The 13,412-nt window shown below is 72.7% G+C and carries 11 protein-coding genes and 1 pseudogene; 8 read left to right on the top strand and 4 right to left on the bottom strand.

Annotation, left to right across the window (positions count from 1 at the left end):
- Positions 1-3 precede the first annotated feature (3 nt).
- From NE234_RS24580 to NE234_RS24590, 3 genes are all read right to left on the bottom strand, one after another.
- On the bottom strand, positions 4-327 hold the full coding sequence (locus NE234_RS24580) for a hypothetical protein (protein ID WP_252782927.1): 324 nt from the start codon (positions 325-327) through the stop codon (positions 4-6).
- 132 nt (positions 328-459) lie between these two features.
- Positions 460-1,449, bottom strand: coding sequence for a hypothetical protein (locus NE234_RS24585; protein ID WP_252782928.1), 990 nt, complete (start codon positions 1,447-1,449; stop codon positions 460-462).
- A gap of 205 nt (positions 1,450-1,654) precedes the next feature.
- Positions 1,655-2,119 (bottom strand): YbaK/EbsC family protein, encoded by a 465-nt coding sequence (locus tag NE234_RS24590; protein WP_252782929.1) that lies wholly within the window; start codon positions 2,117-2,119, stop codon positions 1,655-1,657.
- Between the two features lie 351 nt (positions 2,120-2,470).
- Here NE234_RS24590 and NE234_RS24595 point away from each other — a divergent pair, with 351 nt between their 5' ends.
- Positions 2,471-2,854 (top strand): SAV_6107 family HEPN domain-containing protein, encoded by a 384-nt coding sequence (locus NE234_RS24595; protein WP_252782931.1) that lies wholly within the window; start codon positions 2,471-2,473, stop codon positions 2,852-2,854.
- A 1,018-nt stretch (positions 2,855-3,872) separates the two neighbouring features.
- Here NE234_RS24595 and bldD read toward each other — a convergent pair.
- Positions 3,873-4,367, bottom strand: a complete 495-nt coding sequence (gene bldD / locus NE234_RS24600) for a transcriptional regulator BldD (RefSeq protein WP_252782932.1) — start codon at positions 4,365-4,367, stop codon at positions 3,873-3,875.
- Positions 4,368-4,921: 554 nt separating this feature from the next.
- Here bldD and pyrR point away from each other — a divergent pair.
- The 7 genes and pseudogenes from pyrR to NE234_RS24635 all read left to right on the top strand — a co-directional run bounded on the left by pyrR (position 4,922) and on the right by NE234_RS24635 (position 13,329).
- Positions 4,922-5,458 carry a bifunctional pyr operon transcriptional regulator/uracil phosphoribosyltransferase PyrR gene (pyrR, locus tag NE234_RS24605; RefSeq protein WP_252782933.1) on the top strand — a complete coding sequence of 179 codons (537 nt, stop codon included), beginning with the start codon at positions 4,922-4,924 and terminating at the stop codon, positions 5,456-5,458.
- Positions 5,455-6,363, top strand: a pseudogene (locus tag NE234_RS24610) (aspartate carbamoyltransferase catalytic subunit); the annotation flags it as partial. The gene pyrR and the pseudogene NE234_RS24610, both read left to right, overlap by 4 nt.
- Before the next feature lie 98 nt (positions 6,364-6,461).
- Entirely contained in the window at positions 6,462-7,742 is a 1,281-nt protein-coding gene (locus NE234_RS24615) for a dihydroorotase (protein WP_252783098.1), read from the top strand.
- Positions 7,739-8,854: a glutamine-hydrolyzing carbamoyl-phosphate synthase small subunit gene (carA, locus tag NE234_RS24620; RefSeq protein ID WP_252782934.1), complete on the top strand. Its 1,116-nt coding sequence runs from the start codon at positions 7,739-7,741 to the stop codon at positions 8,852-8,854. Before NE234_RS24615 ends, carA begins: the two co-directional genes overlap by 4 nt.
- Before the next feature lie 64 nt (positions 8,855-8,918).
- Positions 8,919-9,116: a hypothetical protein gene (locus tag NE234_RS24625; protein ID WP_252782935.1), complete on the top strand. Its 198-nt coding sequence runs from the start codon at positions 8,919-8,921 to the stop codon at positions 9,114-9,116.
- On the top strand, positions 9,116-12,454 hold the full coding sequence (gene carB, locus NE234_RS24630) for a carbamoyl-phosphate synthase large subunit (protein ID WP_252782938.1): 3,339 nt from the start codon (positions 9,116-9,118) through the stop codon (positions 12,452-12,454). The genes NE234_RS24625 and carB overlap by 1 nt, the downstream gene beginning before the upstream one ends.
- A 74-nt stretch (positions 12,455-12,528) precedes the next feature.
- Positions 12,529-13,329 (top strand): dihydroorotate dehydrogenase electron transfer subunit, encoded by an 801-nt coding sequence (locus tag NE234_RS24635; protein ID WP_406567065.1) that lies wholly within the window; start codon positions 12,529-12,531, stop codon positions 13,327-13,329.
- Positions 13,330-13,412: the final 83 nt, after the last annotated feature.

Consider the following 13,412-nt stretch of genomic DNA (forward strand, 5'->3'; position numbering starts at 1 on the left):
AGCTCACTTTGGTAGGTAAGGCGGGACTTTCGACAGTGCGTCGTAAATGTCCCACAGAATCTGGGCGGCCGCCTTCTTGAGCCGGCCGCGCTCCGTCTCCAGCTCACGCTCCCAGCCGCGCGCGGCGGGCCCGACCCAGGCGTCTCCGACCGTGCGGATCGGCGGGTCCAGCGCGCCCTCCAGCGAGTGGGCGCTCGCGTACGCGCGCTCGTACGCGGCGAACAACTCGATGTAGGCCGGATTCGGCTGCTGCGCGGGCACGCCCTGCCCCGGGGACGGCGCCGTCGGCGGCCGTACGGTGGCCGGCGCGGGCGGATAGGCGGTCATGAGGCCTCCTCCGTCGGCGAGGCGACCGGAGGGGCTGCGTTCATGATTCGCTCGCTGCGCTCGCTCATGAGGCCTCCTCCGTCGGAGAGGCGACCGGAGGGGCTGTGCTCATGATTCGCTCGCCGCGCTCGCTCATGAGGCCTCCTCGGTCGGTGAGGCGACCAGGCGTGCGGTGTCGTCGCCCTGCGCGCTGAGGCGCTGGAGCGCCGGGGATGTCGGGAAGGCCGCCAGCGCCCCGCGTACGGCCTCGGAGTGGCGCGCGTGCAGCTCGGCCGCGGCCTCGGGGTCCGCCGCGGCGGGGCGGAGCATCGCCTCGTGCGGAGGATCCGGCACGGGGATGCGATGGCCTGGCGGCACCGCGCCCAGGTGCGTCAGGCCGATGTGCGCCAGGGCGACCTTCGCGCGCCGGTCGAGCCCGGCGTGCTCCAGCACGCCCACCGCGTCGTCGTGCACGCCCTTGCGGCTCGCCTCCCCGAGGAGGTCGCGCAGCCACGTCTCGGACATCCGCAGGTGATGGCTGGCCAGGCCCAGCGACTCCCTGACGGCCGCCACGCGCACCTCGTGGCCCAGCGCGGCCCCGATCAGGTCCGCGGCGCCGGCCGGGCCGAGCCGTGCGTACAGGCCCTTGACGTAGTCCGGGTCGTCCGCGTCGGTGGCCAGCCGTTTCCAGACGGCCGCCGGGATGGGATGGCCGGCCGTCACCGCGGCGTGGATCGCTGCCGCGTCGGCGGATCCCGCTCTGGTCGCTGCGTGCGCGTCGGGGAAGTGCCCGACCGTGTGGCCCGCCCCGGCCGACGTCGTACCACCCGTCCGGGCGCCGAGGTGGCCGGTGCCGACCCGCGGCATGTCGGCGGCGCCCTTGCTCAAATGGGCGATCGCGTAGCTCCGCCGCCGGCTGAGCATCCCCGGCTGGGCGCGGGCCCAGCTCTCCACGGCCGCGGCCTGGTGCAGGCCGGTTCGCGGAACGCTCGGGGGCAGCGCGGCGTTCGTACGCAGCCAGGCGGTGATGGCGTCCGACGCGCTCGTCATCTGCTGGATGAGCCGAGCCATCGCGGCGGTGTCGATGCCGACGAAATCCTTGTCACGCGCCGCACTGGCGCGCAGACCGTCCTGTCCAGCCATGGGGCACCCGCTCCGGAGAGTGCGGCTTGAGCCTCAGGTGACCGTTGTATCACCGCCTTTCGGCGGTTGTCCCCGGCGACCCGGACCCGATCGGGTCACGGACCGTCCAGGTCCGGTCACGGGAGGGGCGCGACAGGGCAAGGGGACGCGATCGGCCGGTACGTCGCGGGACGGGCGGCGGCGATCAGGGGAACGGCGGCGGCGATCAGTCGACGTCGGTCGGCGTGCCGCCGGTGAGGCGGAGCAGCTCCTCGTACGAGGTGGGGAAGACCGTGTGCGGGTGCCCGGCCGCCGCCCATACGACGTCGTGTTTGGCCAGCCACGTGTCGACGAGGGTCCGGATCGGGCTCGGGTGCCCGAGGGGGGCCACCCCGCCGATGGGCTGGCCCGTCGCCGCCCGTACGAACTCCGCGTCCGCCCGCTTGATCTTCTCCACGCCGATCCGCTCGGCCAGCGCGGCAGTGTCGACGCGGTGCGCGCCGCTGGTGAGGACGAGGAGGGGGTCGCCGTCGGCGGCGAAGATCAGGCTGTTGGCGATGGCGCCGACGTCGCAGCCGAGTTGGGCCGCGGCCGCCACCGCGGTGGGCGCCGCCTCGGGCAGCTCCCGGACCTGTCCGGTGGCGCCCAGCTCGCGCAGGCGGGCGGCGACGCGTTCAACGTTGGGATGCATGGGAGCACCCTACGGCCCGCGGCGAGGAGCGGGGTAAGGGGTTTCGAACTGCGAAGACACACCTATTCGAACACGTTGACGAATGGGGTCGTGGCCGCTTTACTGAGATGCATGCTCGAACCTGTGTTCGAGTACGGCGTGGGACTCGCGGCCCGCGCCGAGGGGAACGTCTCGCGGGCAGCGCGATGCCGAGCGGGATGCGACGGCCGGGCGGGGCGAGGGGAAGCGCTTCGCCCGGCCTCCCCTGGGCCCTCGGGCCCGCCCAGCGGAAGGAGGCATGTCATGTCCGCAAGGTCGTCAACTTCCGTCCCTCTGCGACCGGCACCCCGGCGCAGGCCCGCCGCATCGGCGATGTCACTCCTCCAGACGGCACGGCGCGGGCTGATCGAGGCCGCCGAGTCGGCCGCCCCGGCGCTGCGCTACGTCGCGGCGCACCTCGCGGCGCTGCGCGCCGCCGCCGCCGTGCTCGCCGAGCGCGCCGACCCCGGCTCCCGGACGCGCGGCCGGCCGCGCAGCGTCTGGGTGCTGCTGCCGGAGGCCGAGCCGGCCCTGCGCGAGTGGGCGGCGTTCTTCGCCGCCGGCGCCGACAAGCGCGCCGCTGCGGAGGCCGGCCTGCCGCGCGCGGTCACCGCGGACGAGGCCGACGAGTTGCTGCACGACGCGGAGATCTTCGTGTCGCTCGTCGAGACCACCCTCGGCGTGCCGGGCCAGCCCATGCTGCCCGCCGCCGGCTGAGACCCCTCTGAGAACGGGCTCCGCAGGCGCGGGAGCCCGATCGACGCCCGCGGGTCCCGCCGTCGACCTCCCCCCGAGACGGCGGGCCCCGCGCGGCGCCGTCTCCCGCGAGGGCGGCCTCACGGTGCCCTTCGCCACCGTGCCGGTCAGACCGCCGCCGTAATGCCCACGTCGCCGCCATCATTGACGTGCGATGACCGGTTCGCCGGTCCTGGCAGGTCCACGCCGACGTCGACGCGGCTGATCGATCGGCTCGCAGTCCGGATCGGGCGGCCGATCGGTTCATGAAGCGTCGCCGCGTGGCCAGGCGGTCCCGCCTCGATCAGTACGAATGAGCTTGCGTCTGAGGCATCTTCCCTGCTTGAGCCATGTGTGGATGCCGTCCGGCGGGATCGATCAGCCACATCGACGTCGGCGTCGACCCGCCGAATTCAGGCGATCCAGTCATGTCGCGTCAACGACGGCGGGCGACGTGGGCATTACGGCGGCGACGTGGGCGACGTGGCCATTACGGCGGCGACGTGGCCGCCACGGCGGGGGTGTGGCCGCTAGGGCGGGGGTGTGGCCGGCTGCGCGGTGTCCTGCCGCGCTCTGCTGGGCGGGCGTCGCGTCACACTGGATGCCTTCGCCGCCGCGGTGGTCGCGTTGCCGCCGTCGTTGTCGCGGCGATGACCGGTTCGCCGGTCCTGGTGGTCCATGCCGACGTCAGGATGGCCGCCACGGCGGCGACGTTGGCGCGGGACCGGATGCGTAGGCGGGTGCCGGGCGTGACCGCGCGGTTGGTGGCGGTCGAGGGGCGAGCCGGGCCGGGTCGCCCGGGCTGTGCCGCCCGGGGCGTTTCGCCTGGGCCGCTCGCCTGGGCCGTGTCGCCCGGGGGTGTCGTCTGGGCCGGGTGCCTGGGCCGGGTTCCTCTCCGCGGCATGAAGAAACCCGTCCGGTGGGGTTCCGGACGGGCTCCGTCACGAGCATCGGTCATGCGGCGGCCCAGGGGAGGGCCGCGTTCGGACCGGGAGGTGGATCAGAACGCTTCGACCGCGCGGCGTGCCTCGGGGTCGAGGACGCCCCAGCCGATGAGTTCTTCGGTGAGCTCCGTCGGTGACTTGTCGTAGATCACCGCGAGCGAACGCAGATCCTCCTGCCGGATGGACAGGACCTTTCCGTTGTAGTCGCCCCGCTGGCTCTGGATCGTCGCGGCGTAACGGGCGAGTGGACCGGCCTTGTCCTTCGGAAGCTGCTGGAGTCGCTCGAGGTCGATCACGAGCTTCGGCGTCGGGCCCAGCGGGCTCGGCGCGGCTCCACCGGGGAGCAACTCGGACACCGGCACGCCGTAGAACTCGGCGAGCTCGGCCAGCTTCTGAACGGTGACGGCGCGGTCGCCCCGCTCGTACGAACCCACGACGACGGCCTTCCAGCGGCCACGGGATTTCTCCTCCACGCCATGCAGGGACAGGCCCTGCTGGGTGCGGATGGCGCGAAGCCTCGCGCCGAGAGCCTTAGCGTATTCAGACGGCATCGTGCGGCCCCCAGGCTCACTTTCTCGTCGTCGATAGTGGCCCCGGGAGGGGGACCCGGACGGGTGGCTCCCGCCTGCCCCGAGACGGGTGTGCCGTGGGGCGCACTCTCAGCCGGCCGGGGGCCGACTGCCCGAGGGGTCCATCTCCTGGGATGGTTACGGACAGTGACGGTAAAACGGGTAGCGCCCCAGGTCAAGCCGATTGGAAAAAAGCGGCGAAACAGTCGGCGTCCGCGAGGGCTCCGGAGAGGGGTCCGGAGAGGGCGGAAACCCTTGTGCGGCGGGGCTCGCGCGGTCCGGCGACCACGCGCCGCACAGGTCGCCGAGCGCCGGGTAAAAGCTTGCCACACCCGCGGCCCGGCGTCCGGCGCCTCGCTTGCGCAGCGTCGTCACCAGCGGAAACGTGCCGGTCCCGGTGTCGGGGGCAGACTACCCGGGCTGCTAACGTGATAGCGCCCAACGTCCTTTAAGGCCCGTCCCGTGAGGCGGGAAAGGAGGTTATCGAGGTGAGTGCTGCCTCCGTGCCTGCGCACGGACCGTCACCCGATAGTGATGTGAGTCACAAAACCGTTCTGGAGGCCCCCGACATCCGGCGGGCGCTCACCCGGATCGCCCACGAGATCCTCGAACGCACCAAGGGCGGCCGCGACATCGTCCTGCTCGGGATCCCGACACGCGGGGTCACCCTGGCCGCCCGCCTGGCCGGGCGGATCGCCGAGGTCGAGGGCGAGCCCGTTCCGCGGGGCTCCCTCGACGTGACGATGTACCGCGACGACCTGCGCATGCGCCCCGCCCGCGCGCTCGGCCGCACCGAGCTCCCGCCCGAGGGCGTCGACGACCGCGTCGTCGTCCTGGTCGACGACGTCCTGTTCTCCGGCCGCACCGTACGGGCGGCCCTCGACGCGCTGAACGACCTCGGGCGCCCGCGCGCCGTGCAGCTCGCCACCCTGGTCGACCGGGGCCACCGGGAGCTGCCCATCCGCGCCGACTACGTCGGCAAGAACCTTCCGACCAGCGCCCGCGAGAAGGTCAAGGTGCTGCTCGCCGAGACCGACGGCCGGGACGCCGTCGTGCTGGAGGTCCCCAAGTGAAACGCCACCTGATCTCGGCGGCCGATCTCACCCGGGACGACGCGCTGCTCATCCTCGACACCGCCGAAGAGCTCTCGCGGATCGCCGACCGCCCGATCAAGAAGCTGCCCACGCTGCGCGGGCGCACCGTCGTCAACCTCTTCTTCGAGGACTCCACGCGCACCCGGATCTCGTTCGAGGCGGCCGCCAAGCGGCTGTCGGCGGATGTGATCAACTTCTCCGCCAAGGGCTCCAGCGTGTCCAAGGGGGAGAGCCTCAAGGACACCGCGCTGACTCTGGAGGCGATGGGCGCCGACGGCGTCGTCATCCGCCACAACGCCTCCGGCGCGCCGCACCGGCTCGCCGGCTGGGTGCGCGGCAGCGTCGTGAACGCCGGGGACGGCACGCACGAGCACCCGACCCAGGCACTGCTCGACGCCTACACCATGCGGCGGCGGCTCGGCGACCTCGACGGCCGCCGCGTCACGATCGTCGGCGACATCCTGCACAGCCGGGTGGCGCGTTCCAACGTGCTGCTGCTGAACACGCTCGGCGCGGAGGTCACGCTGGTCGCGCCGCCGACGCTGTTCCCGGTGTCGGTGGACACCTGGCCGTGCGAGGTCGCGTACGACTTCGACGCGGTGCTGCCCAAGAGCGACGTCGTGATGATGCTGCGGGTCCAGCAGGAGCGGATGACCGCCGCGTACTTCCCGACCGTCCGCGAGTACAGCCGCCGGTACGGCCTGGACGCCCGCCGCCTGGCCGCGCTGCAGGACCACGCGATCGTGATGCACCCCGGTCCGATGAACCGCGGCGTCGAGATCGCCGCGGAGGTGGCCGACTCGCCGCGCTCGACCATCGTCGAGCAGGTCGCCAACGGTGTGACGGTCCGGATGGCGGTGCTCTACCTCCTCCTGGGCGGCTCGGAGCCGGCGATCGGCGGCGACGTGACCCCCGCCGGCGCCGTCTCGCCGAACGGGGACGCCAAACGCGGCGGCGACGCTTCGAGAAGGGAAGACGCGTGATGCACCTCATCAAGGGCGCGCGGATCCTCGGTGGCGCGCCCGCCGACATCCTGCTCCGCGACGGCGTCATCGCCGAGGTCGGCGCCGGCCTCACGGCCGCGGACGCCACGGTCGTCGACGCCGACGGCCTGGTCGCGCTGCCGGGCCTGGTCGACCTGCACACCCACCTGCGCGAGCCCGGCCGTGAGGACGCCGAGACGGTCGAGAGCGGCACCCGCGCCGCGGCGGCCGGCGGATACACGGCCGTGCACGCCATGGCCAACACCGAGCCGGTGGCCGACACGGCCGGCGTCGTCGAGCAGGTCTGGCGGCTCGGCCGGGAGGCCGGTCACTGCGACGTCCACCCGGTCGGCGCGGTCACCCGCGGCCTGGAGGGCGAGCGTCTCGCCGAGCTCGGCGCGATGGCCGACTCGGCCGCGCGCGTGCGGGTGTTCTCCGACGACGGGCACTGCGTGTCCGACGCGGTGCTGATGCGCCGCGCGCTGGAGTACGTCAAGGCGTTCGACGGCGTGGTCGCCCAGCACGCGCAGGAGCCCCGGCTCACCGAGCACGCGCAGATGAACGAGGGCGAGGTCTCCGGGCGGCTCGGCCTGGCCGGCTGGCCCGCCGTCGCCGAAGAGGCGATCATCTCCCGGGACTGCCTGCTCGCCGCGCACGTCGGGTCCCGGCTGCACGTCTGCCACGTGTCCACCGCCGGCTCGGTCGAGATCATCCGGTGGGCCAAGAGCAAGGGCTGGCAGGTCACCGCCGAGGTCACCCCGCACCACCTGCTGCTGACCGACGAGCTCGCCGAGACGTACGACCCCGTCTACAAGGTGAACCCGCCGCTGCGCACCAAGACCGACGTCGACGCGCTGCGCGAGGCCCTCGCCGACGGCACGATCGACTGCGTCGCCACCGACCACGCCCCGCACCCGGCCGAGGCCAAGGAGACCGAGTGGGCCCCGGCGGCGATGGGCATGATCGGGCTGGAGACCGCCCTGTCGGTCGTGCAGGAGGCGATGGTCGAGACCGGCCTGCTCGACTGGGCCGGCGTCGCGGACCGCATGGCGGTCCGCCCGGCGCGCATCGGCCGCCTCAACGGCCAGGGCCGCCCGATCGAGGTCGGCGCCCCGGCCAACGTGACGTTGTACGACCCGTCCGTGCGTACGGCCGTCGACCCGAGGGGCTTCGTGTCGAAGAGCCGGAACACGCCGTTCGCCGGGCTGGAGTTGCCGGGCCGGGTGCAGGCGACGTTCCTGCGCGGCCGTCCCACCGTTCTGGAAGGGAAACCGATTTGAATCGCGCGACCAAGCCGGCGCTGCTCGTCCTGGAGGACGGCCGGACCTTCCACGGCACCGCGTACGGGGCCGAGGGAGAGGCGTTCGGGGAGATCGTCTTCAACACCGGCATGACGGGGTACCAGGAGACGCTGACCGACCCGTCGTACCACCGGCAGATCGTCACGATGACCGCGCCGCACATCGGCAACACCGGCGTCAACGACGAGGACCCCGAGTCCGACCGCGTCCAGGTCGCCGGGTACGTCGTCCGCGAGCCGTCCCGCGTCGTCTCGAACTGGCGGGCCCGCCGCTCGCTCGACGACGAGCTGCGCGACTACGGCGTCGTCGGCATCGCGATCAACGGCACCCGCGCGCTCACCCGGCACCTGCGGGACAAGGGCGCCATGCGGGCCGGTGTGAGCACGACCGAGACCGACCCGCAGGCGCTCCTGGAGCGCGTGCTGGAAAGCCCCGACATGATCGGCGCCGACCTGGCCCGCGTCGTGTCCACGCCCGAGCCGTACGTCGTGCGGCCCGAGGGCGAGGTGCGGCACCGGGTCGCGGCGATCGACCTGGGCATCAAGGCGATGACGCCCCGGCGCATGGCCGAGCGCGGCTGCGAGGTGCACGTCCTGCCCGCGACCGTGACCGCCGAGGAGATCCTCGCCCTCGAGCCGGACGGGGTCTTCTACAGCAACGGGCCCGGCGACCCGGCCGCCTGCGGCTACGCGGTCGAGTCCATGCGCGGGGTGCTCGACACCGGAACGCCGGTGTTCGGCATCTGCCTCGGCAACCAGATGCTCGGCCGCGCGCTGGGGCTCGGCACGTACAAGCTGCGCTTCGGCCACCGCGGCGTGAACCAGCCGGTGCAGGACCGCGCGAACGGCCGGGTGCACATCACCAGCCACAACCACGGCTTCGCGGTGGAGGCGCCGCTGGACGGCCCGTTCGACACGCCGTTCGGCCGGGCCGAGGTCAGCCACGTCGACCTGAACGACGGCGTCGTCGAGGGGCTGCGGCTGCTCGACCGGCCCGCGTTCAGCGTGCAGTACCACCCCGAGGCCGCCCCGGGCCCGCACGACGCGACGGGCCTGTTCGACCGCTTCTGCGACCTCATGGACCGGTCATGAGCGAGCGCAGCCAGCGGATCATGAGCACAGCACCTCTGGTCGCCTCTCCGGCGAAGGAGGGCCCATGACCGACGCATCCGGCCACGAGGCGGACCACGCCTCCGACACCGCCTCCCACGGCCACGTGCCGGTCGACCCGAACGACGCCGTCGTACGGGCCCGGCCCCCGGCACCGCTGGCCCTCATCCTCTCCACCGTCGCCGCCGCCCTGACCGTGCTGGCCCTCGTGGCCGTCGCGGTCGCCTCCGGACAGGGAACCTGATGCCGCGCCGTACCGACCTCAAATCCGTTCTCGTCATCGGCTCGGGCCCGATCGTCATCGGCCAGGCCGCCGAGTTCGACTACTCCGGCACGCAGGCGTGCCGGGTCCTGAAGTCCGAGGGCCTGCGCGTGGCCCTCGTCAACAGCAACCCCGCGACGATCATGACCGACCCGGAGATCGCCGACGCGACGTACGTCGAGCCGATCACCCCGGACACCGTCGAGAAGGTCATCGCCAAGGAGCGTCCCGACGCGCTGCTGCCCACCCTGGGCGGCCAGACCGCGCTGAACACCGCCGTGGCCCTGCACGAGTCCGGCGTCCTGGAGCGGTACGGCGTCGAGCTGATCGGCGCCAAGGTCGACGCCATCCAGGCGGGGGAGAACCGCGAGCGGTTCAAGAAGATCGTCGCCGACATCGGCGGCGAGTCCGCAGCCAGCGTGATCTGCCACTCGATGGACGACTGCCTCGCCGCGGCCGGCACGCTCGGCTACCCGATGGTCGTGCGACCGTCGTTCACGATGGGCGGCGCCGGGTCCGGCATGGCCTACGACGAGGACGACCTGCGCCGCATCGCCGGCGCGGGCCTGGCCGCCAGCCCGACCAGCGAGGTGCTCCTGGAGGAGTCGATCCTCGGTTGGAAGGAGTTCGAGCTGGAGCTGATGCGCGACCGCAACGACAACGTCGTGGTCGTCTGCTCCATCGAGAACCTCGACCCGATGGGCGTGCACACCGGCGACTCGATCACCGTCGCGCCGGCGATGACGCTGACCGACCGGGAGTACCAGCGGATGCGGGACGTCGCCATCGACGTCATCCGCGCCGTCGGCGTCGACACCGGAGGGTGCAACATCCAGTTCGCGATCGACCCGGCCACCGGCCGGATGATCGTGATCGAGATGAACCCGCGCGTGTCGCGCTCCAGCGCGCTGGCGTCGAAGGCGACCGGCTTCCCGATCGCCAAGATCGCGGCGAAGCTCGCCGTCGGGTACACCCTCGACGAGATCCGCAACGACATCACCCGGGAGACCCCGGCCAGCTTCGAGCCGAGCCTGGACTACGTCGTGGTGAAGGCGCCGCGGTTCGCCTTCGAGAAGTTCCCCGCGGCCGACAAGACGCTCACGACCCACATGAAGTCGGTCGGCGAGGCCATGGCGATCGGCCGGTCCTTCCCCGAGGCGCTGCAGAAGGCCCTCAGGTCGCTGGAGAAGGCCGGCAGCTCCTTCTCCTGGGCTCCGGGCCCCGAGGCGCTCTCCGAGGACGAGCGGGCCGTACGGAAGGCCGAGCTGATCGAGGAGGCCCGCCGGCCGCACGACGGGCGGCTGCGCGCCGTCCAGCAGGCGATGCGGCTGGGCGCGACCGTCGAGGAGCTGTACGAGTCGACCCGCATCGACCCGTGGTTCCTCGACCAGATCGCGGCCCTCGACGAGGTCGCCGCGCCGCTCGCCGAGGACCAGCTCGACCCGGAGGCGCTGCGCGAGGCGAAGCGGCACGGCTTCTCCGACGAGCAGATCGCCGAGATCCGCGGCACCTCCGCCGAGGTCGTCCGCGAACTGCGGCAGGCCCTGGGCATCCGGCCCGTCTACCTGACCGTCGACACCTGCGCCGCCGAGTTCGAGGCCCGCACGCCGTACCTCTACTCGACCTATGACGAGGAGACCGAGGTGCCCGTGGGCGACAAGCCCAAGGTGATCATCCTCGGCAGCGGCCCGAACCGCATCGGGCAGGGCATCGAGTTCGACTACAGCTGCGTGCACGCCTCGTTCACGCTGGCCGAGGCCGGCTACGAGACGGTCATGGTCAACTGCAACCCCGAGACGGTCTCGACCGACTACGACACCTCCGGCCGGCTGTACTTCGAGCCGCTCACCCTGGAGGACGTCCTGGAGGTCGTGCACGCCGAGCAGGAGACCGGCGAGGTCGCGGGCGTGATCGTGCAGCTCGGCGGGCAGACGCCGCTGGGCCTGGCGCAGAAGCTCAAGGACGCCGGGGTGCCGGTCGTCGGCACCCCGCCGGAGAGCATCCACCTCGCCGAGGAGCGCGGCGCGTTCGGCCAGGTCCTCGCCCGCGCGGACCTGCCCGCGCCCAAGCACGGCACCGCCACCACGTACGAGGAGGCGGCGGCCATCGCCGCCGAGATCGGCTACCCGGTGCTCGTCCGGCCGTCGTACGTCCTCGGCGGGCGCGGCATGGAGATCGTCTACGACGAGGACACGCTCAAGGACTACATCGAGCGCGCCGGCGGCGGGCAGTGGAACCCCGAGCACCCCGTGCTCGTCGACCGGTTCCTCGACGAGGCCATCGAGATCGACGTCGACGCGCTGTACGACGGCGAGGAGCTCTACCTCGGCGGCGTCATGGAGCACATCGAGGAGGCCGGCATCCACTCCGGCGACTCGGCGTGCGCGCTGCCGCCGATCACCCTCGGCCGCGAGGACATCGACCGCATCCGCACCTCCACCGAGGCCCTCGCCCGCGAGATCGGCGTGCGCGGCCTCATGAACGTCCAGTACGCCCTCTCGGCGGGCGTCCTGTACGTCCTGGAGGCCAACCCGCGCGCCTCCCGCACGGTGCCGTTCGTGTCCAAGGCCACGGCCGTGCCGCTGGCCAAGGCGGCGGCCCGCGTGATGATGGGCGAGAGCATCGCCCGGCTGCGCGCCGAGGGCGTGCTGCCCGCGACCGGTGACGGCGGGCACCTGCCGCTCGACGCGCCGATCTCGGTCAAGGAGGCGGTGCTGCCGTTCGACCGGTTCCGCACCCCGGAGGGCGTCGGCGTCGACACCATCCTCGGCCCGGAGATGCGCTCCACCGGCGAGGTCATGGGCATCGACACGGTCTTCGGCACGGCGTACGCCAAGTCGCAGATCTCGGTGTACGGCTCGCTGCCGACGAAGGGCCGGGCGTTCGTCTCCGTCGCGAACCGCGACAAACGAGCCATGATCTTCCCGGTGAAGCGGCTCGCGGACCTCGGCTTCGAGATCCTGGCCACCGAGGGGACGGCGGAAGTCCTGCGCCGCAACGGCGTGCGTGCCAAGATCGTGCGTAAGCACAGCGCCGGCCCCGGGCCGGACGGCGAGCCGACGATCGTGCGGCGCATCCTCGACGGCGAGGTCGACCTCATCGTGAACACCCCGTTCGGCAGCCCGGGGCAGTCCGGGCCGCGGCTCGACGGGTACGAGATCCGCACCGCCGCGGTGCTCCGCGGCGTGCCCTGCCTCACCACGGTGCAGGGGCTCAGCGCGGCCGTCCAGGGCATCGAGGCGACCGCCGCGGGCGTCATCGGGGTCCGGTCGCTGCAGGAGCACGCCCAGCACCTCTGGGGTGGCGAGGAGGACAGTTGACCGACTCACCGGTCGCACCGGTACAGGTGCCCGGAACGGTCCTGACGATCCGGCGGACCGGGGCCTACCACGCGATGACGCTGGTGGCCCCGGGCATCGCCGAACGCTTCCGGCCGGGGCAGTTCGTCGCCCTGGCCGTCGGCGGTGAACGATCGAGCATGCTGACGAGGCGCTGCTTCTTCGTCCGGGAGGTCAAGCCCGACTACGGCGGCACCGTCGAGGTCGTCTTCGCGGTGCGCGGCGCCGGCACGCAGTGGCTGGCCGCGCTCCGGCCGCGCGACATCCTCGACGTCGCCGGCCCGCTCGGCCGCCCCTTCCCGCTGCCGCGCCACCCCGTGCGCTGCGTCCTCGTCGGCGAGGGGCACTCCGGGGCGGCGCTGTTCCCGCTCGCCGCCGTGCTCCGCCAGCGCGAGTGCGCGGTCCACTTCGTGCTCGGCGGCGCCGAGTCCGACCACGTGTACGGCACCCGCGCGGCGCGCCGGGCGGGCGACTCCACCTCCGTCGTCACCGAGGACGGCTCGCTCGGCCACCGGGGGCGTCCCGAGGACCTCCTGGCGGCCGTCGTCGAGGAGGTCGGCGCCGAGGTGCTCTACGCCTGCGGCCCGACCGAGACGCTGCGGGCGGTGTCCCGGATCGCCGTCCGCTACGACCTGCCCGTGCAGGTGGCGGTCGAGGAGCCGATGTCCTGCGGCACCGGCGTCTGCCAGGCGTGCGTGCTCCCGGTCATCGACGACGAGGGCGTGACCCACATGGCGCGCTCGTGCGTGGAAGGCCCGGTGTTCCGCGGCGAGCGGGTCCGCTGGGACGACCTCGGCACGATCCCGTTCGACGCCTACGGCGCCCCCCGCTCGCTGCTCCCCGGAAGCCTCACATGACCGAGCGAAGCGAGGGAATCAGCGGGCGCAGCACCTTGGTCATGAGGCCGACGAAGGAGGTCTCATGACCGAGCGGAGCGAGG

It is taken from the genome of Actinoallomurus rhizosphaericola (assembly GCF_024055675.1).
Lineage (GTDB): Bacteria > Actinomycetota > Actinomycetes > Streptosporangiales > Streptosporangiaceae > Actinoallomurus > Actinoallomurus soli.

Excerpts from the sequence above, each read along its gene's own strand:
- NE234_RS24580 (WP_252782927.1), bottom strand. The coding sequence starts at position 327 with ATGACCGCCTATCCGCCCGCGCCGGCCACCGTACGGCCGCCGACGGCG.
- NE234_RS24585 (WP_252782928.1), bottom strand. The coding sequence starts at position 1,449 with ATGGCTGGACAGGACGGTCTGCGCGCCAGTGCGGCGCGTGACAAGGAT.
- NE234_RS24590 (WP_252782929.1), bottom strand. The coding sequence starts at position 2,119 with ATGCATCCCAACGTTGAACGCGTCGCCGCCCGCCTGCGCGAGCTGGGC.
- NE234_RS24595 (WP_252782931.1), top strand. The coding sequence starts at position 2,471 with ATGTCACTCCTCCAGACGGCACGGCGCGGGCTGATCGAGGCCGCCGAG.
- bldD (WP_252782932.1), bottom strand. The coding sequence starts at position 4,367 with ATGCCGTCTGAATACGCTAAGGCTCTCGGCGCGAGGCTTCGCGCCATC.
- NE234_RS24615 (WP_252783098.1), top strand. The coding sequence starts at position 6,462 with ATGCACCTCATCAAGGGCGCGCGGATCCTCGGTGGCGCGCCCGCCGAC.
- NE234_RS24625 (WP_252782935.1), top strand. The coding sequence starts at position 8,919 with ATGACCGACGCATCCGGCCACGAGGCGGACCACGCCTCCGACACCGCC.
- carB (WP_252782938.1), top strand. The coding sequence starts at position 9,116 with ATGCCGCGCCGTACCGACCTCAAATCCGTTCTCGTCATCGGCTCGGGC.
- NE234_RS24635 (WP_406567065.1), top strand. The coding sequence starts at position 12,529 with ATGACGCTGGTGGCCCCGGGCATCGCCGAACGCTTCCGGCCGGGGCAG.